21 protein-coding genes are annotated in these 23,985 nt (G+C 65.2%); 3 read left to right on the top strand and 18 right to left on the bottom strand.

Annotation, left to right across the window (positions count from 1 at the left end):
• Positions 1-336, bottom strand: coding sequence for a preprotein translocase subunit YajC (gene yajC / locus GGQ64_RS14865; protein ID WP_183805648.1), 336 nt, complete (start codon positions 334-336; stop codon positions 1-3).
• A 192-nt stretch (positions 337-528) separates the two neighbouring features.
• Between yajC and GGQ64_RS14870 the strand changes: the two genes are divergently transcribed.
• Complete coding sequence (locus GGQ64_RS14870) at positions 529-1,398, top strand: DUF815 domain-containing protein (protein ID WP_183805650.1); 870 nt, start codon at positions 529-531, stop codon at positions 1,396-1,398.
• Positions 1,399-1,503: 105 nt separating this feature from the next.
• Here GGQ64_RS14870 and GGQ64_RS14875 read toward each other — a convergent pair whose 3' ends face one another.
• The 15 genes from GGQ64_RS14875 to GGQ64_RS14945 all read right to left on the bottom strand — a co-directional run bounded on the left by GGQ64_RS14875 (position 1,504) and on the right by GGQ64_RS14945 (position 19,666).
• On the bottom strand, positions 1,504-3,027 hold the full coding sequence (locus GGQ64_RS14875; RefSeq protein ID WP_183805652.1) for a peptidoglycan DD-metalloendopeptidase family protein: 1,524 nt from the start codon (positions 3,025-3,027) through the stop codon (positions 1,504-1,506).
• Positions 3,028-3,206: 179 nt separating this feature from the next.
• Positions 3,207-3,824, bottom strand: coding sequence for a biotin biosynthesis protein BioC (locus tag GGQ64_RS14880; protein WP_183805654.1), 618 nt, complete (start codon positions 3,822-3,824; stop codon positions 3,207-3,209).
• A 292-nt stretch (positions 3,825-4,116) separates the two neighbouring features.
• On the bottom strand, positions 4,117-4,758 hold the full coding sequence (locus GGQ64_RS14885) for a protein-L-isoaspartate(D-aspartate) O-methyltransferase (protein WP_183806370.1): 642 nt from the start codon (positions 4,756-4,758) through the stop codon (positions 4,117-4,119).
• A 25-nt stretch (positions 4,759-4,783) separates the two neighbouring features.
• Complete coding sequence (surE, locus tag GGQ64_RS14890; RefSeq protein ID WP_183805656.1) at positions 4,784-5,542, bottom strand: 5'/3'-nucleotidase SurE; 759 nt, start codon at positions 5,540-5,542, stop codon at positions 4,784-4,786.
• 16 nt (positions 5,543-5,558) lie between these two features.
• Positions 5,559-7,025, bottom strand: coding sequence for a serine--tRNA ligase (serS, locus tag GGQ64_RS14895; protein WP_183805658.1), 1,467 nt, complete (start codon positions 7,023-7,025; stop codon positions 5,559-5,561).
• Between the two features lie 69 nt (positions 7,026-7,094).
• A complete protein-coding gene (tatC, locus tag GGQ64_RS14900; protein WP_183805660.1) occupies positions 7,095-7,940 on the bottom strand; it encodes a twin-arginine translocase subunit TatC in 846 nt (281 codons plus the stop codon).
• Positions 7,937-8,659, bottom strand: coding sequence for a Sec-independent protein translocase protein TatB (tatB, locus tag GGQ64_RS14905; RefSeq protein ID WP_183805663.1), 723 nt, complete (start codon positions 8,657-8,659; stop codon positions 7,937-7,939). Before tatB ends, tatC begins: the two co-directional genes overlap by 4 nt.
• 48 nt (positions 8,660-8,707) lie before the next feature.
• Positions 8,708-8,908, bottom strand: a complete 201-nt coding sequence (locus GGQ64_RS14910; RefSeq protein ID WP_183805665.1) for a twin-arginine translocase TatA/TatE family subunit — start codon at positions 8,906-8,908, stop codon at positions 8,708-8,710.
• Positions 8,909-8,951: 43 nt separating this feature from the next.
• Positions 8,952-10,055, bottom strand: a complete 1,104-nt coding sequence (locus tag GGQ64_RS14915; protein ID WP_183805667.1) for an ABC transporter ATP-binding protein — start codon at positions 10,053-10,055, stop codon at positions 8,952-8,954.
• Between the two features lie 117 nt (positions 10,056-10,172).
• Positions 10,173-10,895, bottom strand: a complete 723-nt coding sequence (scpB, locus tag GGQ64_RS14920) for an SMC-Scp complex subunit ScpB (RefSeq protein ID WP_183805669.1) — start codon at positions 10,893-10,895, stop codon at positions 10,173-10,175.
• Positions 10,888-11,748 (bottom strand): segregation and condensation protein A, encoded by an 861-nt coding sequence (locus tag GGQ64_RS14925; protein ID WP_343059484.1) that lies wholly within the window; start codon positions 11,746-11,748, stop codon positions 10,888-10,890. Before GGQ64_RS14925 ends, scpB begins: the two co-directional genes overlap by 8 nt.
• A gap of 42 nt (positions 11,749-11,790) precedes the next feature.
• Complete coding sequence (gene nagZ / locus GGQ64_RS14930; RefSeq protein WP_183805671.1) at positions 11,791-12,810, bottom strand: beta-N-acetylhexosaminidase; 1,020 nt, start codon at positions 12,808-12,810, stop codon at positions 11,791-11,793.
• A gap of 144 nt (positions 12,811-12,954) precedes the next feature.
• Complete coding sequence (locus GGQ64_RS14935; protein ID WP_183805673.1) at positions 12,955-16,557, bottom strand: SPOR domain-containing protein; 3,603 nt, start codon at positions 16,555-16,557, stop codon at positions 12,955-12,957.
• 61 nt (positions 16,558-16,618) lie between these two features.
• Complete coding sequence (gene argS, locus GGQ64_RS14940; protein ID WP_183805675.1) at positions 16,619-18,379, bottom strand: arginine--tRNA ligase; 1,761 nt, start codon at positions 18,377-18,379, stop codon at positions 16,619-16,621.
• A 69-nt stretch (positions 18,380-18,448) separates the two neighbouring features.
• Positions 18,449-19,666, bottom strand: a complete 1,218-nt coding sequence (locus GGQ64_RS14945; protein ID WP_183805676.1) for a deoxyguanosinetriphosphate triphosphohydrolase — start codon at positions 19,664-19,666, stop codon at positions 18,449-18,451.
• A 214-nt stretch (positions 19,667-19,880) separates the two neighbouring features.
• Between GGQ64_RS14945 and erpA the strand changes: the two genes are divergently transcribed.
• Both erpA and xth read left to right on the top strand, forming a co-directional pair.
• On the top strand, positions 19,881-20,213 hold the full coding sequence (gene erpA / locus GGQ64_RS14950; protein ID WP_183805678.1) for an iron-sulfur cluster insertion protein ErpA: 333 nt from the start codon (positions 19,881-19,883) through the stop codon (positions 20,211-20,213).
• Positions 20,214-20,455: 242 nt separating this feature from the next.
• Positions 20,456-21,241 (top strand): exodeoxyribonuclease III, encoded by a 786-nt coding sequence (gene xth / locus GGQ64_RS14955; RefSeq protein ID WP_183805681.1) that lies wholly within the window; start codon positions 20,456-20,458, stop codon positions 21,239-21,241.
• 45 nt (positions 21,242-21,286) lie between these two features.
• Here xth and exoR read toward each other — a convergent pair whose 3' ends face one another.
• Together exoR and GGQ64_RS14965 are read right to left on the bottom strand one after the other, a co-directional pair.
• Positions 21,287-22,090, bottom strand: a complete 804-nt coding sequence (gene exoR, locus GGQ64_RS14960; RefSeq protein WP_183805683.1) for an exopolysaccharide production regulator ExoR — start codon at positions 22,088-22,090, stop codon at positions 21,287-21,289.
• Positions 22,091-22,538: 448 nt separating this feature from the next.
• Entirely contained in the window at positions 22,539-23,855 is a 1,317-nt protein-coding gene (locus GGQ64_RS14965; RefSeq protein WP_183805685.1) for an OmpP1/FadL family transporter, read from the bottom strand.
• Positions 23,856-23,985: the final 130 nt, after the last annotated feature.

Here is a 23,985-nt window from a genome sequence, read left to right on the forward strand (position 1 = left end):
CTATTCCTTGACCGGTTCGCCCTTGACGCGGACCTCGGTGACGCCGCTGCGCACGACGCGGACCTTGATGCCTTCGGCAATCTCGACCTCGAGTTCCTTGTCGTCGATCACCTTCGTCACCTTGCCGATGACGCCGCCGCCGGTGACGACCTGGTCGCCGCGGCGGATATTCTTCAGGAGCTCCTCGCGGCGCTTCATGGCGGCGCGCTGGGGACGGATGATGAGGAAATACATCACCACGAAGATCAGCAGGAACGGCAGGACGGACATCAGAAGATCCGTACCGCCCGGGGAAGCAGCCGGCGCCGTCTGGGCGAAAGCCTCGGTAATCAACATTCAAAAACTCCTCGAAACTGGACGCCGGGGGATGCATTTCCACCCGCAGCAGTGGGCGCGACTATAGGCAAGACCGGCCTGAATGCAACAATCGAGCCCAGATTCTGCCGGAAATTCAGGGTTTTCTCTCTTTCCCGCCAGACCTCTCCATGCTACCGCCCGAGGGGCTGGAAAAAGGGATGGAGCAGGCACGTGCAGGACGAACAGATTCAGTCGCTGTTGAACGAAATCACCGGGCTTCGGGCCGCGATCGAACGGCTCGCGGGCCCGGCGCCGGCCGAGAACGACTGGAACGCCGCCGATTGCTTCGTATGGGCCCCGGCGCGGCACTATCTCCAGCCGGTGCCCCGGCCCAACCGCGTCGACATCGACCTCATCGTCGGCGTGGACCACGTCCGCGACATCCTCCTGGACAACACGCTCCGCTTTGCCAGGGGCCTGCCGGCGAACAACGTGCTGCTCTGGGGCGCCCGCGGAATGGGGAAATCATCGCTCGTGAAGGCCGTCCATGCCAGTGCGGCGGCGACCACCGAGACGGCGCTGAAGCTCGTCGAGGTGCACCGCGAAGACATCTCGACCCTCCCGGCACTGATGGAGATCCTCAAGGAGGCGCCCGCGTCTGTCATCGTCTTCTGCGACGACCTCTCCTTCGACCACGACGATACCTCCTACAAGTCGCTGAAGGCGGCGCTTGACGGGGGCGTGGAGGGCCGGCCGGACAATGTGATCCTCTACGCCACGTCGAACCGGCGCCACCTGCTTCCCCGCGACATGATGGAAAACGAACAGTCCACCGCCATCAATCCCTCCGAAGCGGTCGAGGAAAAGGTCTCGCTGTCCGACCGATTCGGCCTGTGGCTGGGCTTCTACAAATGCAGCCAGGTCGACTATCTCGCGATGATCGACAGCTATGCCGACCATTTCGGCCTCGAAGGAGACCGCAGCGCGATCCATTCCGACGCCCTCGAATGGGCGACGACGCGCGGATCCCGCTCCGGCCGAGTTGCCTGGCAGTTCATCCAGGATCTCGCCGGCCGCGTCGGCAAGAGGCTCGCCCAATAGCCGGCGCAATACCCCTTCCTCGCGAGCACGGCAGGTCGAAAACAAAGACAAGCCGCCCCGTTTCCGGTGCGGCTTGTCTTTTGCGTTCGATGGTCCGCCGCCCGGCTATTCGAGGAACGTCATCGGATTGACGGCGGAGGCGTTCTTGCGGACTTCGAAGTGCAGCTTCGGACGGGTGGCGTTGCCGCTCATGCCGGAGGCTGCGAGCGTCTGGCCGCGCTGCACCTTCTGGCCGCGCTGGACGTTGAGGCTCGAAGCGTGGCCATAGACGGTCACGGTGCCGTCGTCGTGGCGCACCAGGACAGCGTTTCCGAGTTCCTTCAGGCTGCTGCCCGAGTAGATAACGACGCCGTTTTCGGCGGACTTCACAGGGGTGCCCTCCGGAACGGAGATATCGATGCCGTCGTTGCGGCTGCCTTCGACATTCGCGCCGTAGCCCGCGATCACCGCGCCGCGGACCGGCCAGCGATACTTGCCGATGCCGGTCGACTCGGGCGCTTCCTCGGTGACATCGGTCTTGTTTTCGATTTCGCTCAGCGTCTGCTTCTTCTCGACGGGCGCATAGGCTTCGGCCTTTTCCGTAACGGGTGCGGTGGCCTTCTTGGCGTCGGGAAGCGAGGCGGTCATCGTGCCGTCGGTGGCAGGCCTGGAGGCGGCTGGGATGTGCAGCTTCTGGCCGACACGGATCGAGGCACCGTCCAGACCGTTCGCCTGCTTCAGCGCGTCGACCGAAACACCGTTCTTTGCGGCGATCCTGGCGAGCGAATCGCCCGGCTGGACCTCGTAGCCGCCCTCCGGCTTGCCGTCGCCGCCGGCTGCGATCTTGCCCTTGCCGGCCTCGCCGGCCGCCTTGTCGCGCCCCTTGGCGGAGTTCGGGAGAATGGCGACTTCGGCGCCGGTATCCTGCTTGTTGCCCGGCTGCTTGCCGTTCGGATCCAGAGCCGTGTCGATCGACGCCTTGGCGGCGCTGCGCGCGGTGCCGAAGACAGGGATGGTGATCCTCTGGCCCGGCTCGGCAGCGGCGGCGTTCTTCAGCCCATTGGCCTTCAGGATTTCCTTCTCCGGCACGCCATAGCGGCTCGACAGCGTCTTGACGCTCTCGCCCGGCCGCAACATCACGACCGGCGCATTGGCGGTCGACCAACCGTCTCCCCGCTTAGGCGCAGGGGCCGCGGCACGGGCCTGCGGCTCGACCGCATCCGAGAGCGTTGGCGCCGCATTGTTCGGCATCGGCTGGGCCATGGCGACTTCACGCCCGGGGGAAGCCGGCGCTGCAGAGGGATCCGACAGCGTGTTACGCTGGACCGTCATCGGCGTGCTGGCACGGCGCACACCGGAGTTGTCCGCAGTCTCCATGGCCATGGGCGCATCGGAAACGGCGCCCTGGGACGCGTAGCCCTGATTGGAGGCGACAACGCCTCCGGCGCTGCTGACATCGCCGCGCGGGACATAGCCGACATTTCCCGCCCTGCGCGGGATGGAGCCTGTCGTCATGTCGTCGGAAGAGGAGAACAATCCACCGAAGCGGGTGGCGTCGGAACTGCAGCCGGTTGCCACACCGGCCAGCAACACCGCCACGAGGACCCGTGGAGCGGTTCTAGCAAAACGCGGCGATACACTCTTACGCATGTCAAACTACCCAATCGAAACACAACCAACTGCCGTGCAATGATTAAAGCGCGTTAGAGTTACCGCCCGGTTAAGACCGCTCCCGCCGATGCTTATTCTTGAGATGTTGATAACCATGCGACGCCCGCCCGGATGCAATGGCGAGGTTCGTGCAAGGCTAGATTGTGCGTGGATAAGCTTTAGAAGCTGCCCAGATACATCGAGGTGGCACGCGAGACGCCGACCGCGTGGAAGGCTTCTGCCCCCGTGAGGCCTGCTGTCACCGCGGCCATCTGCGGCACGTCGCGGCGCACGGTATCCACGCCCGCAAGGATCGTGTCGATCACCGCCGGAGCCTCGCCGACCGCGTCGTCCATCGCCTTTTCGGCATAGGCCAGCGAGCGAAGGGCGGAGACGGCAATCTGTCGGCTCCCGGCATAGCGCGGGCTCGACTGGTCCTGCGGCTGGAGCTTGTCGTAGTATTCGATGTAGGCGCGATAGTAGCTCTTCATGTCGCCTTCCTGGCGGAAGTGGCGGAAGGCCGCGTATTCGCGTTCCTCGAGGGTGTGCGATACGACGTTGTTGCGCTCGTCTTCCGACAGGGCGGGAAGGCTCTGGGTGTCACGGGATGCGCTGAGGACGAACAGGGCCTCGACGGAGAGCGACACGCGATCGGATGGATCGTGATTGCCTGCCGTGAAAGCGCTCGGGCGCGGTGCTTCGACCGTCTCCTCGCTGGTCCGCCCGGCGGCGCGGGCTGCGAGGTTGGCGAGGCTGTCCTGTGTCGCCGTCCCGGCGATCCTGTTCGAGATTTGCATGCCCATCTCCCTCAGCGGCGAGATTGCCCAAAGATGCCGTGCGTTGACGTGGATATCGTCTAGACCAACGAAGTATGGCGCGAAGCTTGCGCGAAGCTGACCATGGTTAACGATTTGTTAACCATTTGGGCGCGAGCAGCGCAGTTTCCTCCTGCGGCCCGCCCAGGTGCCCCTTGGCGGCTGCGACCGTTGGCGTCGATAGCAAGCGTGCAGGGGCGATCGACGGGCGCGAAGGCGCGCCGCACCGGTGCCGTGGCCCGTGCGGGAAAGTGATTCTCACGTGTCTAAGGTTTCAGAGCGCCTGCGCCAGATGCGGCACGATCGGCAGGTAGGGAACCTCGAACAGGTCTTCCCGATCGAAGCGGCTGCCGGTCTTGACCAGCTTCAGCATGCGGCATTCGGTGTCGCTCACCATCACCGGGGCCAGCAGCATGCCGCCGGAGACGAGTTGCTCGGCAAAGAGCCGCGGCATGGCGGGAAAGGCGGTGGTGACGAGGATGCGGTCGAAGGTCCCCTCGCCCGGCATGCCGTTGCTGCCGTCGGCCTGGCGGACGACGACGTTGCGGATACCGGCCTTCTCGATGCCCTGCTGCGCGCCGCTCACCAGCGTGCGGTAGCGGTCGACGGTGAGCACGCGCTCGGTCAGGCGCCCCATGACGGCGGCGGTGAAGCCGCTGCCGGTGCCGATTTCCAGTACCCGCTGGCCGGACTTGAGGTTCAGGAGATGCAGGAGCCGCACGGCCAGATCGACCCCTTCGACGAAGGCGCCACAATCGATCGGCAGCAGGCGGCTGGAATATGCGTCGCCGGCAAATTGCGGCGGCACGAACAGGGTGCGCGGCGTCTGCTCCACGGCCGTCAGGAGTTCGATGTCCTTGATGCCCTGGCCGCGCAGGCGAAGCGCCAGCGCGGCGAAACCTTCCTTTTCAACCATCCGTGCCGTGCTCAATCGCCACCTCTCACTCAGCCAATGCGCGCTGGACGCGGTCCAGAACCGTATAGTCCGTCAGGTCGAGCTTCAGCGGCGTGACGGAGATCGCGTTTTCCCGCAGCGCATGAATGTCGGTGCCGGCACGGAAGTCGCCGCGCCGGTCGCCGAAGCGCAGCCAGAAATAGGGAAAGCCACGTCCGTCCTTGCGCTCCTCGATGGTGATGCCGAAATCGAGCTTGCCCTGCGAGGTGACCTCGATGCCGCTGACCGCATCGGCCGGGCAATTGGGGAAATTCAGGTTGAAAAAGGTGCCGTCCGGCAGCTCGACGTCCACCAGGCGGCGGATCAGGTCCGGCGCGTGTCGCTCCACCACCTCCCACGGCACGGTGTGGCCGTCGGTGTAGCGGAACGCCTGGCTGATCGCGATGGAGCGGATGCCCTGCAGCGTGCCTTCGATCGCGCCGGCGATCGTTCCCGAATAGGTGACGTCGTCGGCCATGTTGGCGCCGGCGTTGACGCCCGAGAGCACCAGGTCGGCGGGACCGGGAAGGATTTCGCGCACGGCCATGATGACGCAGTCGGTCGGGGTTCCGCGCAGCGCGAAGCGCTTGTCGCCGACCTTGCGCAGCCGCAGCGGCTCGGACAGCGTCAGCGAATGCGCAAGCCCGCTCTGGTCCGTCTCCGGCGCCACGACCCAGACGTCGTCGGACAGGGACCGGGCGATCCGTTCCAGGACCGCGAGCCCTTCGGCATGGACGCCGTCGTCATTGGTCAGCAGGATGCGCATGGGCGCCGTCTTCCCTTCAGTTCGCTTTTTCGATCTTCTTCAGTCCGCCCATGTAGGGCAAGAGCACATCGGGGATCGTCACCGATCCGTCTTCGTTCAGGTAGTTCTCCAGGACGGCGATCAGCGCGCGGCCGACGGCGATGCCGGAGCCGTTCAGCGTATGGACGAACTTCGGGGTCTTGTCGTCCTTGCCGCGGTAGCGCGCATTCATGCGCCGGCCCTGGAAGTCGCCGCAGACCGAGCAGGAGGAGATCTCGCGATAGGTGTCCTGTCCCGGCAGCCAGACCTCGATGTCATAGGTCTTGCGCGCGCCGAAACCCATGTCGCCAGTGCACAGCGTGACGACGCGGTAGTGCAGGCCGAGGCGCTTGAGGACCTCCTCGGCGCAGGCGGTCATCCGCTCGTGCTCTTCGATCGAGCTTTCGGCATCGGTGATCGAGACGAGCTCGCACTTCATGAACTGGTGCTGGCGCAGCATGCCGCGCGTGTCGCGGCCGGCGGATCCGGCCTCGGAGCGGAAGCACGGTGTCAGTGCGGTGAAGCGCAGCGGCAGCTTTTCCTGGGCCAGGATCTCCTCGCGCACGAGGTTGGTCAGCGGCACCTCGGCGGTCGGGATCAGCCAAAGCCGCTTGCCAACAAACGCGCCCTCAACTTCCTCTTGACGCTTGAGATCGTTAGGCCAGATCTGTCTAATCAACCCCCTTATTCTCTCCGGATCACCACGCTTGATAAACAAATCGGCCAGTTCATTTACCTTGGCGTGATCGAGACCCGGGCCTGAAATGTTGACTATGAACTCGTAGTCCGGGATTGTGACCGCGCTGAACAAGTCGCTTCTAAACTTCGGCAACTGTCCAGTACCGTACATAGCGTCATCGCGCACAAGCAGTGGCGGCTGGATTTCTGTGTAGCCGTGTTCCCCCGTGTGGGTATCGAGCATGAACTGGCCGAGCGCGCGTTCCAGGCGGGCGAGTTGCCCCTTCAGGATGGTGAAGCGGGCGCCGGCGATCTTGGCTGCGCCCTCGAAGTCCATCCAGCCGAGCGCCTCGCCGATCTCATAGTGCTCGAGCGGCTTGTGGTTCCAGGCGGGCTTGGCGCCCCACTTGTGCTTTTCGACGTTTTCCTTCTCGTCGCTGCCGACCGGGACGTCGTCGAGGGGAATATTGGGAATGCGCGACAGCGCGTCGGTAAGCTCGGCGGTGACCCGGCGCTCCTCCTCCTCGGCGGCGGGAAGCCCGGTCTTGATCCCGGCGACCTCCGCCTTCAGCTTCTCGGCGAGGGCCATATCCTTCTGCGCCATCGCGGCGCCGATCTCCTTGGAGGCGGCATTGCGGCGTGACTGCATGTCCTGCGCTGTCTGGATGAGCGTGCGGCGGGTCTCGTCGAGCGCGATCAGGCTTGCCGACAGCGGCTCGGCGCCCCGCTTGGCGAGGGCGGCATCGAGTGCCTCGGCGTTGTCGCGGATCCATTTGATGTCAAGCATTGTCGCTCCAGGCGTCGCAGGGTTTCGCCCTCTCCGCCCGACAGCGTCCGCCAGAAGCCGTCGACCGCTTTAAGCCTTGTCGGCTTCCTGCGATGTCGGCGCCTGCGCCGTATCCTCCTCGTCGGAGTCCGCTTGCGCGGCGGCGCGCGCCCGCTGCCGTTCTATGAGTCGGGCCGTGTAGATGGCAATCTCGTAGAGAAGGATGGTCGGCAGTGCAAGACCGATCTGGGAGACCGGGTCCGGCGGCGTCAGGACGGCCGCGGCGACAAAGGCGATCACGATCGCGTACTTGCGCTTCTCGACCAGGGTCTGCGCGGTGATGAAGCCGGCGCGCACCAGAAGCGACGAGACCACCGGAAGCTGGAAGACCAGGCCGAAGGCGAAGATCAGCGACATGATCAGCCCGAGATACTCGGAAACCTTCGGCAGCAGCTGGATCGAGACCTCGCCCTCGCCGCCGCCCTGCTCCATCGACAGGAAGAACCACATGACCATGGGCGTGAAGAAGAAATAGACGAGGGCCGCGCCGATGAGAAACAGGATCGGGGACGCAACGAGGAACGGCAGGAACGCCGCGCGCTCGTTCTTGTAGAGGCCCGGTGCGACGAACTTGTAGATCTGCTGGGCAATGATCGGGAAGGCGATCACCAGCGCGCTGAACATCGCCACCTTGATCTGGGTGAAGAAGAATTCCTGCGGCGCGGTGTAGATGAGCTCGACGTTGCGGTGGGACAGTCCCGCCCACTCGACCGACCACTTGAACGGCTGCACCAGGATGTTGAACAGGGCCTTGGCAAAGTAGAAGCAGACTAGGAAGGCGACGAAGAACGCGCCCACGGCCCACATCAGCCTCCGGCGCAGTTCGATCAGGTGTTCGATCAGCGGCTGGGGCTTGTCCTCGTACTCGCCGCTCATGCCTGATCCTTCTTGGGCTTGCGTGTGGTGGCCTTTTTAGCCGGTGCGGCTGCGGGCGTAGACGCCGTCTTTGCCTTGGGCGCCGCCTTGGCGGGCGCCTCGGCCCTGGCCGCAGCCTTCCGTGGTGCCGCCTTCGGCTTGGCGGCCGGGGCCTTGTTAGTCGCAGCCTTCCGCGGCGCCTTGGCCACGGCAGTCTTTGCTCCAGACGCCGCGGGCTTGACCGGCTCGACCGGCGCTGCCGTCACCGACTGCACGGGGGCGGCGGGAAGCGGGTCTGCCGTCGTTGCCGAAACCGCAGCCGCCGGGGCCGCTGCAGCCGCGGCAGAGACGACGGGAGGCGGCGGGACGGGGGCGGCATCCGAGGTTTCGGATGCGCTGTCGGCTGCGGCTGTGGACGTCGAGGAGGCCGGTTGCGAGGACGTGACCTTCGACAGGTCGGCCTTGATCTCGTCGCCCATCTGCCGCAGCGGATTGACCGCCTCGCGGATGGCGTTCATCGGGTTCAGCTTCTGCGCATCGCCGATGGTCTTGCGAACGTCGTCGAGGTCGGCCTCGCGTAGCGCCTCGTCGAACTGCTGGCGGAAATCGCCCGCCATGGAGCGCAGCCGCGTGACCATGCGGCCGAACGTCCTGAGCATCTGCGGCAGGTCCTTTGGACCGACCACCAGGATCAGAACGATGGCGATGACGAGAATTTCGCTCCAGCCGACTTCAAGCATAAGGCAATGTCCTTGCGGGATCGCGACCGTGCGTCGCGTCCAGACCGATCACTTGGTCTCGTCAGCCTTGTGCTCGACGGTCTTCGACTTGTCGGCCGCGGCGGCGGCCTCGTCGTCCGACATGCCCTTCTTGAAGTTCTTGATGCCCTTTGCGACATCGCCCATCAGTTCGGGAATCTTGCCGCGGCCAAACAGCAGCAGCACCACCGCCAGAACGATCAGCCAATGCCAGATGCTGAATGAACCCATGTTATTTTACTCCCTCTAGGATTTCGTACCCGATGTAAGGTGTTCAGGTGTCTTTTTCAAACACTAGTATGTCGCGCTCGTTAGCCGAAAGCGTGACGTCGCGCAATCCACCGGGAAGTTGCCCGGCCCTGATTCGCGCACGGACGGATTGGTCGGTCCCCGGTATGGCCAGTTCCAGCAGTTCGACGACGCCGAGAAACCGTCGCGACAGGACCCGGGCGGGGATCGATCCCTCCGCCTCGGAGATGGCGATACCCGACAGACGCACGGCAATCCGCACCTTTGCGCCATCCGCGAGGGGGCCTGCCGGAACGTTTCCGAGCGGCGTCTCCACCCGCCCCGACCGCACGTGGCCGGGAAAGACGTTGATCTCGGAAAAGAACCCGGCCGCAAACAGATCGGCAGGCCTCAGATAGAGTTCCTCCGCGGTGCCCACCTGCACCAGCCGGCCATCACGCAAAAGTGCGATGCGGTCGCCCATCCGCATCGCCTCCTCGGCGTCATGGGTGACGACGATGGCGGTTGCGCGACTATGCCGCAGGATCGCCAGCGTATCCGCGCGGATGGAATCCTTCAGCCGCGAATCCAGGCCGGAGAACGGTTCGTCCATCAGAAGAACCGCCGGGCGCGGCGCAAGCGCACGGGCAAGGGCCACGCGTTGCTGCTCGCCGCCGGACAGCGCGTGCGGGAACTTCTCGGCATAGTGCGAAAGGCCCACGCGCTCCAGGGCCAGGTGCGCCTCGGCGATGGCTCCGGCCTTCGGGATCGCCGTCAGGCCGAAGCGGACGTTGTCCAGCACGGACATATGCGGAAAGAGCGCGAAATCCTGGAACATCAGGCCGACGCCGCGCCGCTCGGGCGGCAGGAACACCTTCGGCCCGGCGATCTCCTGGTCGTTCAGGAGCACGCGGCCGCCGGCCTGCGCCTCGATGCCGGCGGCGATGCGCAGAAGCGTCGTCTTGCCGGACCCCGACGGCCCGAGCAGGCAGAGAACCTCGCCCGGCTGGGCAGACATGGAAATGCCGCGGATCGTCTCCTTGCCGTGATAGCTGTGATGGATGTCCTCGAAGGAGAGCTTTGCCGCGAAGGTCACCGCGGACGCGGTCAGCGCCTCGATCCCGTTCAGATTCGACGAATCCGAAGCCATTCCCTGCCAATCCCCGAGTTCGCACCGGGCACATGCTGCCCCGGCGCTTCTGCCGACACGCCGTGAACAGCGGCGGCAATTCAGGGCGCGGCAATTCAGGGCGACGATAAGCTTCCGCTATTCGTCTTCTTTTCCGCCCGGTGTCAAGAGGCCGAGTTCCTCGAGGTCCATCTGCGTGATCGGATCCTCGTCGTCGGCCAGTTCGTCCTCGCCTAGCGGCAGGGGGATCTGAAAATTGGACGGAATGCGGCCGGACAGAAGCCCGGCACCCTTCAACTCCTCGAGCCCCGGGAGATCGCGCAGTTCTTCCAGGCCGAAATGGTCGAGGAAATCCTTCGTCGTGCCGAAGGTCACGGGCCGGCCCGGCGTGCGCCTGCGGCCGCGGAACCGCACCCACCCGGCCTCGAGCAGAACGTCCAGCGTTCCCTTCGACGTCTGCACGCCGCGGATATCCTCGATTTCCGCCCGCGTCACCGGCTGGTGGTAGGCGATGATCGAAAGCACCTCGAGGGCTGCGCGCGACAGCTTGCGCACCTCGCCCTCGTCGCTGCGGACGACGAAGGACAGGTCCGGTGCGGTCCGGAACGCCCAGTGGTCGGCGACCTGGACGAGGTTGACACCGCGCCCGGCATAGAGCGCCCTCAGCTGGCGCATGACGTGGCCGACATCGACGCCGGCCGGCAGGCGGTCGGCGATATAGCCTTCCGGAACGGGACCGGCGGAGGCGAAGACCAGCGCCTCGGCAATCCGCGCGGCCTCATGCAGCCGGCGCGGGTCGACGACGGTGGCAACCTCATCGGCGGCGGGAGCGGCATCCTGCGGCCCGTCGACCTCAGACATGATCGTCGTCCCCCTGCTCGCCCCGCTGCGCCTGCGCGCCGCGGCGCAGGAAGATCGGCTGGAACACGCCGTCCTGCCGGATCTCCAGCTGCCCCTCGCGCACCATTTCCAGCGTGGCGGCGAAAGCGCTCGCCATCGCCGTCCTGCGCTCGGAGGGTTCGGTGAGATAGCGCAGGAGAAAATGATCGAGCGCCGTCCAGTCTTCGACCTCGCCCATCAGCCTGTGCAGGATCTCGCGCGCATCGGCGAGCGACCAGACGGTGCGCTTCTCGATCGTCACCTGGGTGATGGCGTGACGCTGGCGCAGCGACGCATAGGCGTTGAGCAGATCGTAGAGCGAGGCATCGAAGGCGGAACGCCGCTGGATCGGGATATGTTCGGGCGCGCCACGGGCGAAGAAATCGCGACCCAGGCGGTTGCGGTTGACCAGTCGCGTCGCCGCATCGCGCATCGCCTCCAGCCGCTTCAGCCGGAAGGCCAGCGTCGCCGCCATCTCCTCGCCGCTCGGTCCGTCGTCCTTGGGCTGCTGGGGGATGAGAAGGCGTGATTTCAGGTAGGCCAGCCAGGCGGCCATGACCAGATAATCGGCCGCAAGTTCTATCCGGATCTGCCGGGCGCGCTCGATGAAGGCCAGGTACTGCTCGACCAGCGCCAGCACGGAGAGGCGGGAAAGGTCGACCTTCTGCGTGCGCGCCAGATGCAGGAGCAGGTCGAGCGGGCCCTCGAAGCCGGCGATATCGACGACGAGGCCCTCTTCATGCAGCCCGCGGTCGCGGTCATCCTGCCACAGCTCCTCCAGCGGCGCTGCGCCCGATGCTTCCGTCTTCTGCGGCTTGAACCTCGATCCGTACACCTGCACTCCAAGAACGGCCTGCCGACGCGGCGCGAGATGTCCTCAGGCGACCGCGATCAGCGCATTGAATTCTTCCCGCAAGGCTAGCTCGTCGGCTCCGTCGGCCATGGGAAAACCGGCCTTCACCGCTTCCGCGCGCCGCCGGCCTTCTCCTACCAGCGGTGGCACGTTCTCGGCAACCGCAATCATTTCCTCCATGATCCCGTGGCAATGCAAGACCAAATCGAGGCCGGCGGCAATGATCCCGCGCGCACGGGTTGCAATGTCGCCCTTCAGCGCGTTCATCGAGACGTCGTCCGACATCAGGAGCCCGTCGAAGCCGATGTGGCCGCGGATGATCTCGCGGACCACCTTCGGCGAGGTTGTGGCAGGATTGTCGGCGTCGAGTTCGGTGAAGACGATATGGGCAGACATCGCCATAAGCTCGTCGCGCAGGTGCTGGAAGGGCAGAAAGTCGATCGCCTGCAACTGCTCCAGCGGCGCATGGACCACCGGCAGGTCGTGATGGGAATCCACCATCGTGCGGCCGTGCCCCGGCATGTGCTTCATCACCGGCAACAGGCCGCCGGCCTTCAGGCCCTCGGCGGCAGCCTTACCCATGGCGGAGACGATGCTAGGCTCCTGGCCATAGGCGCGGTTGCCGATCACGTCGTGCACGCCCGGAACGGCCACGTCCAGGACCGGAAGGCAGTCGACATTGACGCCGAGGCGGGACAGATCGAAGGCAAACAGCCGCGACATCAGCCAGGCTGCGCGCAATCCCTTTTCCTCGTCCTGTCGATAGATGGCGCCGAGTGCTGCGGCATTCGGATACTGAGGTACATGCGGCGGCTTGATCCGCTGCACGCGCCCGCCTTCCTGGTCGATCAGCACGGGAATCGCCGGGTCGCCGCCCACCGTCTCGCGCAGCGCGGCCGAAAGGTCGGCCACCTGGGACGGCTCGCCGATGTTGCGCCCGAACAGGATGAAGCCCCAGGGGCGCTCGTCCCTGAAGAAGGCCTTCTCGTCATCGGTGAGGACAAGGCCCTTGCAGCCGGAGATGAAAGATTTCGATTCGCTCATGCGACGAATCATAGGCTTTAAGCGGCGAAAGGCGAGAGAGCCGGGCGATTTCTTTCACAGGAAACCCGCAGCAACCGCTGCCGCCGAACGAAAAATGGCGCGTCCGGGACGCGCCATTTCATTATTTCACGTTCCTCGCGCCCCTCAGCGGGTGACGAGGCAGCTGCCGCCGGCGGCCTTGTACTTGGCGCAAAGGGCGTTGGCCTCCTCGCGCGAGCCGGCCGGGATGCGGACGCGGTAATAGGTGCCCTTGTTGGCAATCTCGGCGCGCTTGATATCGACGCCGCGGCCGCCGATGACGCTGCCGAACCTCGACGACAGGCTGTTGTAGGACGACTGCGCCTCGGCCTCCGAAGGAAGCGACGCGATCTGGATCACGTAGCCGCCCGGATTGGCCGCGGCCGGCTGTGCGGCTGCCAGGGCCTCCGCCTGTGCCGGAGCAGCCGCGGCGGGCTGCGCGACCGGTTCGCTGGCGAGCGCCGCCGTTTCGGTCGGAGCCGTTCCGGTTACGCGGCCGCGCTCGGTCACTGTGCCGACCACGTCGACGGGCTGCTCGGCCGGGCGCGATACCGGTACCGGCGTGCCGACCATTACCTCACCCTGCGGCACCTCTCCCTGCGGCGCCGGTGCTGCGGCGGCATCGGGAGCGGTGAGACCTGTTGCGGCGACACTGGTCGCGGCGACCGGGGTCGTCGTCACCGTCCGCACGGGTGCCGTCTCTTCGACGGCCGCGCCGGCGAGTTCCTGCAATGCCCGCTCGTCGCCATCCTGCGAAGCCGGAGCGCCGTCCGATGGCTGAGCCCGCAGGCCGGCATCGGCGGATACGGTTGGCGCACCTGCAGCCGGCTGCGTGGCTTCCGCCAGGGCCGGTGCGGTTTCCGCAGGCGCTACGGGCTCTTCGCGGGCGACCAGCGTTCCATCCGGCTTGACGATCATCGTCCTGACCTTGCGCGGCGAGACGACCGGACCGTTGCCCTCGCCTGCGTCCTGCTCGGCGGCCTGATCGTCGACGCCGGGCAGCAGCCGTTCGTCGTCGGCAGCGGCGTTTTCGGCGGTGGCTGCCGGATCGTCCTCGATCGGGCCGTCATAGGGTAGCGATTCCGGCGTCAGCGTGCGCTGGACGACATCGACGGGTTCCTCGGTCGAGGTGACGAGTTGCTCCTGCTGCGGGCCGCTGTCGGACTTGCCGGCGACACGGTCGTAGACGGCCTTGTCCTGATTGGGGACGCTCTGGCCGCCGCGCTCGTCGGGAACGATCTTGACGGGCGCCTTGTCGGCGGCAATGACGCGCGGCTCCCCGGAGCCGGTGCCGACTGCGCCGGTGCCTGCCAGGAACGCGTAGACGCCGGCGCCGCCGAGAACGACGACGGTTGCGGCGGCCGCGGCGAGCATCAGGCCACGCCCGCGGCGGGCCGGTTCGTCGTAGCCGTCACCGACATAATCGTCGTCGTCGACCTGCTGGGCGTCGAGCGGGATGGCATGGCGCTCGGGCTGCGACAGCGAGCGCCGCAGATCTTCCTCGAGCGCCTTGTCGAATTCCTCCGCATCGCCCGTCGCGGGCTTGAACGGCACCACATTGGCGGCGGCGCCAACCGCAGCGGCGCGGCTGGACGCCGGTGCGGCCGCAGGCTCGCCGAACAACTGCGCCATCTCGGCATCGATGTCGAGATCGTAATCCGGCTGATGGACCGGCGGCTTGTCCTTGTCGACCGCGGGAAGATGCGGGACGTCGAGTTCGCCAACAGGCGCGACGCCGACATCGGTGTCGGCGATGAGCGACGGATCGAAGGGCAGAACGAAATCCAGCTCCTGCTGCTCCGTCTCGCCGACCGGTGAGACAGTGCGCGAAACCGGCGCGGACGCCTGTTCGGCGTGCGGGACAACCGGGACCACCGCTACGACCGGGGCATCGGCCGGCGCGGCGACGACAGGAGCAGGTGCTACGGATGTCTGGGCTACAGGTGTCGGTGCCGGCGGCTGCGCCGGCACGGCAGGTTCCGCCTCCGTCACAGCAGGCGCGGCGAGCGATGTTGCGGGGACCACCGTTGCCGCTGCCATGGCGGCGATCGCCGGCGCCGAAGGCGGCTCGGGCGGTACGGACGGCATCAGCTCGGAAGCGTCCAGATCGAATTCGATGTCCGACAGGTCGAGCTCGAAATTCGCAAACGGGTCATCGATATCCGCAGCGGCGCTCTCGACGGCCGGCGCGACAGAAGCAGCGGGCGCGGCAAAGTCGTCGTCCAGCGCGAAAGGAACAGGGACGTCAACGACCGGCTCGACGGCAAGCGGTTCGGCCGCTGCAGGTTCGGCGAAGGCTGTCTCGGGGATCGCGACGGGTTCAGGGGCTGCAACGGACTGGCGGGCCATTGCCACCGGGGTCGCACGACCGAACTTCACGTTCGAGAAGCCCTCGAGCATGCCGGGGCGCGGGCGCGGAGCCTCCAGGGAGGCCGCCTGGGGAGCCGCAAGCGGCGGGCGGTTTTCGGGAACGGGGTAGCGTTCGACTTCCGCCAGCAGTTCGTCCATGTCGAAGCCGTCGGCGGCGCGTGCCGGCGGGGCGACCTCATAGGAATGCGGGGGCTCGAAGACCGCCGCATCCAGGGCTTCGGCAGCATGGGGAGACAGGGCCTCCTCGGCCGCAGCGAACGCCGCATCGGCATGCGGGTCGGAGACCCAGTCCGGGACGAAATCGACCGAGCCGATCTCAACCGGCAGTTCCTCGGCCTCGAAGTGTGCGCCCTCGCCGAGGGACGGCGTCACCGGAACCGGATCGGCATAGGTCGGGGCGGATGCAAACGCGGCTTCCGCAGCACCCTGCAGCGCGACGACAGACAGGGCCTCGACAAAGGTTTCCTGCACCATACCGGCATGAGCGTCGCCGGTATCGACGACGGCATAGCCGGCCGCGGCCGGATCATAGGCGTGAACGTCGTGATGCGCGTGGCTCTCGACGGGCGGCCACGCGTGCGCCGGGGCGGCCTCTTCCTGCGGTTCGACGACCGAAGGCTCGGAAGTTTCGGCAAAGGCCTCGCCCAGCGAAAGCTCGAGCTCCTGGTCCAGATCAAGCGCGACGGGCTCATCGAAAGACGCAGAATAGTCCGCCGGCTGGAGGCCGAGGAACGTCGGACCTGCGGGGCCGTCATCGTATTCTGCGGCAGCCTGAGTCACGGGTGCGTCGGCCTGCGGCGCCTCGTAGGCGACCTCCTCCGAATATTCGACCGGATACTCGACCGCGGGCACAGCCTGCTCACCTTCATAGGCCGGCTGGACGTCCAAACCGGACTGCAGTGCGACGTCTACCTCGGATTCGGCATACGCTGGCTCATCCTGCCAATCGGAACCAGCGACAGATACGGGTTCTTCCGCATAGATCGATGCAGTTTCTTCCTCGTAGGAAGGCTCGACCAGGTCGGGCAAATGCGTCTCAACCACCTCGACGGCGGGTATCACCTCACCGAAGGTCTCTTCGAGCGTTTCATCCCGATGGACGGACACCGGCTCTGGCACACTCTCGAACTCGCCTGCCGGATCGAGCGCGGGCGCGTCGTAGAGCGCGAATTCGCGCAGAAGTTCATCCTCGAGATCGAAGACGGGTTCCTGGAGAGGCTCGGGCGGCACCGGACGGGAAGCCGTGGGCACATTGCGAGGCTCGAAGCCGACAATGCGTGCGAGTTCCGCCAAAGGATCATCGTCCGACAGAAGGTCGGCATCGGCGGGGCCGCTTCGCGCGAGATTCTTGTCTGCCATACTGCTCCACTCACAAGCTTCAAAATCGCGTTTGCCAGCTTATTGTGGGCAAATGGTGACGCTATCGCATCTCGTCCGGGGCGGCCGTACCTGTAATGGCAAGGCCCGATTTGAGAACGGATGCAACAGCAAACACCAGCCCTAGTCTGGCTATACTCAATTGTCGGTTCTTATCATTAACAAAACGTAAGTCCGGCTGATCCTTGCCCTTGTTCCAATGCGCATGGAAGGCACTGGCCAGATCGTACAGGTAAAAAGCGATGCGGTGGGGCTCGTGTGCCAGTGCGGCAGACTCGACGATTCGGGGATACTCTGCAAGCTTGGCAAGCAACTGCAGTTCGGCCAGGTCGGTTATGCTGCCCTCGACTGCAGCGGCAAGGTCGACAGCATTGAGATCGACGCCGGGAAACGCTTCCCGTGCCTGCCGGAATACGGACATGCAGCGCGCATGCGCATACTGCACGTAGAAGACCGGATTGTCCTTCGACTGTTCCGTCACCTTGGCAAAATCGAAGTCGAGCGGCTCGGAGCTCTTGCGGTAGAGCATCATGAAGCGCACGGGGTCGCGGCCGACCTCGTCGACCACCTCGCGCAGGGTGACGAAATCGCCGGAGCGCTTCGACATCTTCACCGGCTCGCCGTCGCGGAACAGCTTGACGAGTTGGCAGAGCAGCACCGTCAACTTGGCGTTGCCTTCCGAGATCGCCCGGCAGACCGCCTCCAGCCGCTTGACGTAGCCGCCATGGTCGGCGCCGAGGATGTAGATCATCTCGTCGAAGCCGCGGTCGAACTTGTCCTTGAAGTAGGCGACGTCGGCAGCGAAGTAGGTGTAGCTGCCGTCCGACTTGATCAGCGGCCGGTCGATGTCGTCGCCGACCTCGGTGGAGCGGAACAGCGTCTGCTCGCGGTCTTCCCAGTCTTCCGGCAGTTGCCCCTTCGGCGGCGGCAGCACGCCCTTGTAGACGTGGCCCTTGAAGGTCAGGTCGTTGATCGCCGTGCGGATCGGCGCGCCGCCGTTCGCATGCAGGGTCCGCTCGGAGTAGAAGACGTCGTGATGGACGTTCAGCGCGTCGAGATCGGCGCGGATCATCGCCATCATGGCATCGATGGTCTTGTCCTTGACGATCGGCAGCCACTTCTCCTCCGGCATCAGCCGCAGGCTCGAGCCGTATTCGGCCGCCAGCGCCTCGCCGACGGGGACGAGATAGTCGCCGGGATAGAGCCCGGGCGGGATCTCGCCGATCTTCTCGCCGAGCGCCTGGCGATAGCGCAGGAAGGCGGAGCGCGCGAGCACGTCCACCTGCGAGCCGGCGTCGTTGATGTAGTATTCCTTCGTCACCGCGTAGCCGGTGAAGGCCAGGAGGTTCGCGAGCGCGTCGCCGACGACGGCGCCGCGGCAATGGCCGACATGCATCGGTCCGGTCGGATTGGCGGAGACGTATTCGACATTGACCTTGCGCCCGGAACCGGCGTCGCTGCGGCCGAAATCGGTGCCGCTACGGATCATGTCGGCGAGCACCTTCTGCCAGTAGCCGACCGACAGGCGCACGTTGATGAAGCCGGGGCCGGCGACGGTGACCTCGGCCACTTCCGGATCCTGGCGCAGCTTTTCCACGATCAGTTCGGCCAGCGCGCGCGGATTGGTGCCGAGCGGCTTGGCCAACACCATGGCGGCGTTGGTGGCCACGTCGCCATGGCTGGAATCGCGGGGCGGCTCGACGCCGACGCGGCCGAAATCGAGGTCGGCGCGCTTTTCACGCACGACATCAATTTCTTCCAATACGCTTTTGATCCTGCGCTCGAAATCGGTAAAGACGTTCATTTCCACCATCCGCGCGCCGGAAGCGGCGCAAAGGCGCCCAAAGCGCTGAATTTCCAGTCGGCCGGGTGACTATCGCAATTCCGGGGTGTGGTCAAACAGCCGCCTGTGGGTATCGATCGCGTAGTTGTCCGTCATGCCGGCGAGATAGTCGCCGACGTGGCGCGCCCTGGCGGCCTGCGGCATCTCGCGGATATGATCCACCCAATAGTGCCCCTTCATCAGCTGCGGATCGTCCATATAGGCCTTGAACAGGTCGGTGACGATGGAGGCGGCGTTGGCGCGCACGCGCATGACGTCGGGATGGCGATAGATCCGCGAAAACAGCATCTTCTTGATCTGCCGGTCGGTGACCAGCATCTCGTCGGAAAAAGTGGCCATGACCCGGCCGGCCTGGCGCACGTCGTCGGCGCTCTTCGGCCGGACGGCGCGCAACGACGCCTGCGCGTAGGCAATGACGTCCTCGACCATCGCGGTGATCTGGCGGCGCATGATCTCGTGGGTGAAGCGCGCGGGCTCGAGGTTCGGATAGAGCTGCCGGACCTCCGTCATCAGGCCGGCCAGGAATGGGATCTCCTCCAGCATGTCGAAGGAGAGATAGCCCGAGCGCAGTCCGTCGTCTATGTCATGGGTGTTGTAGGCGATGTCGTCGGCAATGGCTGCGACCTGGGCCTCGAGGCTGGCATAGCTCGCAAGCTCGAGGTCGTGCAGGGCGCAGTAGTCGAGGATCGGCTGCGGCACGGGGCCGCGCGTGCCCTCGCCTTCGGGCGTCAGCAGCGGGCCGTTGTGCTTGACGAGGCCCTCCAGCGTCTCCCAGGTCAGGTTCAGCCCGTCGAACTCGGCATAGCGCCGCTCCAGCTTGGTGACGATGCGCAGCGACTGGGCATTGTGGTCGAAGCCACCATAGGGGGCCAGCGCCTCGTGCAGCGCGTCCTCGCCGGTGTGGCCGAAGGGCGTGTGGCCGAAATCGTGCACCAGCGCCACGCCCTCGGCGAGATCCTCGTCCAGACGCAGCGCGCGGGCCAGCGCGCGGGCGACCTGGGCGACCTCGATCGTATGGGTCAGCCGCGTGCGGTAGTGGTCGCCGTCGGCGGCGATGAAGACCTGGGTCTTGTGCTTCAGGCGGCGGAAGGCGGTCGTATGGACGATCCGGTCCCGGTCACGCTGGAAATCCGAACGGGTCGGGCTCTTGCCCTCCTCGAAAAGACGGCCACGGCTCGTCCAGGGATCGGCCGCATAGATCGCCCGCTGGCCTGCGCCGAAGCCGAGGGCATGTCTGTCCAGTGTCATAGCTCACCTGCATTCGGGCCGCCCATTGACGCGGCCCCGATGCCTTCATACCTATAGTGTGCACAGCGTAAAGCCGCATCGCAAGCGCAATGGCTGTTTACCAGCAATATCACGCGGTTGCGGAACGTGTTACGATGCAGCGCAATGCCGGGGACGGAAGCGACCGGCAAGGAATCGATTCTCGGCGGACCTTGAACCCGCCCGGAGGAACTTGATGAACGACAAGAACGTGACCCTTTCCGATGCGGCTGCAAAGCGGATTGCCAGCATCCTGAGCACCGACCCGGCCAAGAAGGCCATGCGCGTCTCGGTCGAAGGCGGCGGCTGTTCGGGCTTTTCCTACAAGTTCGACCTCGTCGATGCCCCCGCCGATGACGACATCGTGCTGGAGAAGGGGGAGGCCCGCGTCCTGATCGACCAGCTCTCGCTCGTCTACATGGAAGGCTCGGAGATCGATTTCATCGACAACCTGATGGGCCAGTCGTTCCAGATCAAGAACCCCAACGCCGTGGCGAGCTGCGGCTGCGGCACCAGCTTCTCCATCTGACCTGCTGGGGTAACGAGGCAGCGACGTTTTCGCCGCCTCCCTCTCGAATCATTGTGTCCCGATGGCCGCCATCCTCACGGCGGCAGGCTTTGTGCTGCGCTCGTCACGGGCCGTGTCGTGGAAGAGCGCTGCAAGCCTCGCGCAACGGACGGCTCGGGCGAGCGATCCGGTTTGTCAAAGGAAACGCGAGCGGCTAGAAAGGCGACGGCCCGGCCGGGCCCAGCATGAATCGGAGACTGTCGATGAAGATCGCGACCTGGAACATCAACGGCGTGCGCGCGCGCATCGACAACCTGCTCGCCTGGCTCAAGGAATCGCAGCCCGACATCGTCGCCCTGCAGGAGATCAAATGCCAGGACGAGGCGTTCCCGCGCCTGGAGATCGAGGGGCTCGGCTATCACGTGGAAACGCACGGGCAGAAGGGCTTCAACGGCGTGGCGCTCCTGTCGAAGATCCGGCCCGACGAGATCAATCGCGGGCTGCCGGGCGACGACGGTGACGAGCAGTCGCGCTTCATCGAAGGCGTGTTCTCCGTGAAGGGCCGCGTGGTGCGGGTCTGTTCGATCTACCTTCCGAACGGCAATCCGCCGGAGGATCCGGTGAAATACCCCTACAAGCTCGCCTGGATGGAACGGCTGGCCCTGTTCGCGCAGGACCGCCTGGCGCTCGAGGAGCCGATCGTGCTGGCCGGCGACTACAATGTCATCCCGGAGCCGCACGACTGCTGGGACGTGAAAGTGTGGGAGAACGACGCACTCTACCTGCCGCCGACCCGGCAGGCTTTTCGCCGGCTGGAGAACCTCGGCTTCACCGATGCCGTCCGCGCCTCGACCGACGCCACCCCGCTCTACACCTTCTGGGACTACCAGGGCGGATGCTGGCCGAAGAACTTCGGCATCCGCATCGACCACCTGATGCTGTCGCCCGAAGCCGCCGACCGGCTGGTCAGCGCGCAGGTGGAAAAGCACGTCCGCAATTGGGAAAAACCGTCCGACCACGTCCCCGTCGTCGCGCATCTGGCGGTCTGACCGGGCGATCTGACCGAAAATTGGGATCACAGCGATCCCGCGGGATCAGTTGACGCCGGCCTTGGCCTCCTCGGCCATTGCGATCGCCTTGCGGCGGTCCTTCTCGCTTGCCAGCGAAAACGCCTGTTCCTGCATCTCCTGCAGCCAGGGGCGGTCCTTCGGGCTGCAACGGTCGAGCGCCGTCGTCATCATCGCCAGGCCGCGGGCACCCTGCCCCTCCTGGAACATGATGTTGCCGAGCAGGCCCATCGCGCCGGCATGGCCGTTCTTCTGCGCCCGGTTCAGCCATTTCTTGGCCTGGTGGATGTTGGCCGAACCGCCCTCGCCCGACAGCATCATCCGGGCCAGTTCATACTGGGCCTCCGGCACGCCGAAGGTGGAGGCGGCCTGGAAATAGAGTTGGCGCGCCTGGGCGAGGTCGAGATGCACCGGGCTGTCGGGGATGCCGCGGCTGTAGTAGCCGGCAAGGGAGATCAGGGCATTGACGAAGAAGCCCGTGTCCTCCGATCCCGGTTCCACGCCCTGGCTCGCGATCTCGCTATAGATCTTGAACGCCTCGAGGTCGTTTTCCGGAACGCCGTCGCCATCGGCATACATGTTGGCGAGCGCCCAGCGCGACCCGGTGTGACCCTTCTCGGCCGCATAGCGGTAGGCCTCGATCGCGTCTTCCTTGCGGCCTTCCTTGTAGGAGAAGAAGCCGAACTTGAAGAGGTCGAACGGGCGGCTCTCCTTGCTAACGCCGGCAGCCGGATCGAAGGCAAGCGCGCGCGCCGCCAGCATGCCCTGGCCGAAAGAAAGACAAAGGCCGACGGCGAGACATTTTAGAGAAAGTGACTCAGGCTTGTACATCGTTACAGCTATCTTCCGCACCGAACCGCGCCTTGCGGTATGCGGATTTCCAGAGTTGGAACAAGGACTTGAACAAGGTCATCCATGTTCCGACTGTGCGCCACGCTGCTCTTGGAAACGGCGGTTGCCGACGCCTGATCGAAGCGTCCTGGTGGCAGTCCCGTCACGTATGGCGTCACTCGGTTCATCGGTTCCTTCGGCGCTCGTCCACAAGCGCGCTCTCGAGCCCATCGCTGCTCCCCGTTTGTGGCGGGAAATGGACAAGACGGCTCCTCACTCCTGTGTAGCAAACTATCGCAAAGAATGTGTTGCCAATTCGGCACATGCGCCAAAGGAGAAGAGTTCTCGTCAACCATATCCCCAAGGAGTAATTCTGCTTTGATCCACTATTGACGATAAAAAAGGCCCGGGTATGACCCGGGCCTTCACCTTTTCGCCACAAGGTCAATCAGAATTTAACTCTGAACTCCCCGGAGAGCGCGGAGACGAAATCGGTTCCGTACTCGTAGCTCGTCGTCGTCAGGTTGACGGGGTTTGATTCCCCGCTCGTCAGGATGCCGAGCGCGCCGGCAAGGCGGAGCTCGACGTTCTCGGTCGGCGCATAGGCCGTGCCGAGGCCGACGGTCCAACTGTCGGACTGCGAGCCGGTGACGGTGCTGGTGCCGCGATCCCAGGTCAGGCTGACGCCGCCGCTCCACTGTTCGTTGAACTTGTGACCGACACCGCCGGTGACCGTCCAGCCGTCGCGATAGTAGAGGTCGAGCGAGGTCAGGGGTTGCCCTGCCGCGTTGCCACAGAAGGCTGCGCTGCCGTCGCAGGTGAATTCCACACTCTGCAGGAGGCTCCAGTTGGTCCACTTGATCGAACCGAAGGCCAACCAGTCGGGCGCGATGCCCGACTGGAGCTTCAGTTCGAGCGAATCCGGAAGCGTCGCCGAGCCGGTGACAGGCGTGCTGGTGCCGAAGATGCGCGAATAGAGCGCCTGCCTCATCGGATCCAGTTCGAGCAGGGCGGCCGCAGCCGGCACGCCGGTCAGGTCCAGCGTGCCGTCGATGTTGTCGTACTTCACACGGCTGTTGTAGACGAGGCTCGCGCGCATGGCGTATTCGGGGATCTCGTAGCCGATCCCGAGCCGCCAGCCGCCGCTGCTGTCCTTCATGCCGTCGAGGCGGCCGAGGCCGCTGTATCCGGAGAAGTCCTGCCCGAGGATCGCGCCCATGCCGGGCAGGAGCTCTGGAGCGAAGACAACAGCCTCCTTGTGGCCGCCGATTTCCTGGTAGAATCCGCCGCCGATGACGCGGAACTGGCCCGGGCCTGCATCGAACTTGTAGGAACAGGTGCCGCCGTAGTTGCGGCTGTAGACATCGATCTCGGACATGTCCTTGGCGCCCGCCCAGTGCCGGCCGGGATTGGAGCTTGCGCCCCACGGTTCGGAGTAGTCCACCATGCAGTCGATGGAATCGCCGATCGCAGCCTTTCCGCCGGCATAGGGATCGGCGTAGTTCTCGTACTCGTCCGCCGTCGTCGAATAGCCCAGGTTGTTCAGGTTGGTCGGATCCGTGTCCGGAACGCTGTGATCGCGCGCATTCTTGAGCTTCCGGTTCGGCATGACATAGGTCACCGAACCGTCGAAGAAGAACGGCGAGCTCTCGAACAGAAGGTCCACGTCGTAGCCGTGCCGCTCGAGGCCGCCGGCCAGCGCCGACGTGGACACAGCGAGAGCCGCAAGTCCCGCAATCCCCGACGTCAATGTCATTCTTCTCATAAATCCCCCCAGGTATTCTTCGCAGCGGCCCGGTTTTCGTGGATCCGCCGTGGTCGCCAAGAGTATCAGAGAGCCTCGAACGCTTTGCAAACGTCAGTTCGCGGCATCGTCGGTGACATGCGGTACCCTG

Source organism: Mycoplana azooxidifex, assembly GCF_014196765.1.
Classification (GTDB): domain Bacteria; phylum Pseudomonadota; class Alphaproteobacteria; order Rhizobiales; family Rhizobiaceae; genus Mycoplana; species Mycoplana azooxidifex.

Bases quoted from the DNA above. Each gene is read 5' to 3' on its own strand.
- yajC (WP_183805648.1), bottom strand. From the start codon at position 336: ATGTTGATTACCGAGGCTTTCGCCCAGACGGCGCCGGCTGCTTCCCCG.
- GGQ64_RS14875 (WP_183805652.1), bottom strand. From the start codon at position 3,027: ATGCGTAAGAGTGTATCGCCGCGTTTTGCTAGAACCGCTCCACGGGTC.
- GGQ64_RS14880 (WP_183805654.1), bottom strand. From the start codon at position 3,824: ATGCAAATCTCGAACAGGATCGCCGGGACGGCGACACAGGACAGCCTC.
- GGQ64_RS14885 (WP_183806370.1), bottom strand. From the start codon at position 4,758: ATGGTTGAAAAGGAAGGTTTCGCCGCGCTGGCGCTTCGCCTGCGCGGC.
- surE (WP_183805656.1), bottom strand. From the start codon at position 5,542: ATGCGCATCCTGCTGACCAATGACGACGGCGTCCATGCCGAAGGGCTC.
- serS (WP_183805658.1), bottom strand. From the start codon at position 7,025: ATGCTTGACATCAAATGGATCCGCGACAACGCCGAGGCACTCGATGCC.
- tatC (WP_183805660.1), bottom strand. From the start codon at position 7,940: ATGAGCGGCGAGTACGAGGACAAGCCCCAGCCGCTGATCGAACACCTG.
- tatB (WP_183805663.1), bottom strand. From the start codon at position 8,659: ATGCTTGAAGTCGGCTGGAGCGAAATTCTCGTCATCGCCATCGTTCTG.
- GGQ64_RS14910 (WP_183805665.1), bottom strand. From the start codon at position 8,908: ATGGGTTCATTCAGCATCTGGCATTGGCTGATCGTTCTGGCGGTGGTG.
- GGQ64_RS14915 (WP_183805667.1), bottom strand. From the start codon at position 10,055: ATGGCTTCGGATTCGTCGAATCTGAACGGGATCGAGGCGCTGACCGCG.
- scpB (WP_183805669.1), bottom strand. From the start codon at position 10,895: ATGTCTGAGGTCGACGGGCCGCAGGATGCCGCTCCCGCCGCCGATGAG.
- nagZ (WP_183805671.1), bottom strand. From the start codon at position 12,810: ATGAGCGAATCGAAATCTTTCATCTCCGGCTGCAAGGGCCTTGTCCTC.
- GGQ64_RS14935 (WP_183805673.1), bottom strand. From the start codon at position 16,557: ATGGCAGACAAGAATCTCGCGCGAAGCGGCCCCGCCGATGCCGACCTT.
- argS (WP_183805675.1), bottom strand. From the start codon at position 18,379: ATGAACGTCTTTACCGATTTCGAGCGCAGGATCAAAAGCGTATTGGAA.
- GGQ64_RS14945 (WP_183805676.1), bottom strand. From the start codon at position 19,666: ATGACACTGGACAGACATGCCCTCGGCTTCGGCGCAGGCCAGCGGGCG.
- erpA (WP_183805678.1), top strand. From the start codon at position 19,881: ATGAACGACAAGAACGTGACCCTTTCCGATGCGGCTGCAAAGCGGATT.
- xth (WP_183805681.1), top strand. From the start codon at position 20,456: ATGAAGATCGCGACCTGGAACATCAACGGCGTGCGCGCGCGCATCGAC.
- exoR (WP_183805683.1), bottom strand. From the start codon at position 22,090: ATGTACAAGCCTGAGTCACTTTCTCTAAAATGTCTCGCCGTCGGCCTT.
- GGQ64_RS14965 (WP_183805685.1), bottom strand. From the start codon at position 23,855: ATGAGAAGAATGACATTGACGTCGGGGATTGCGGGACTTGCGGCTCTC.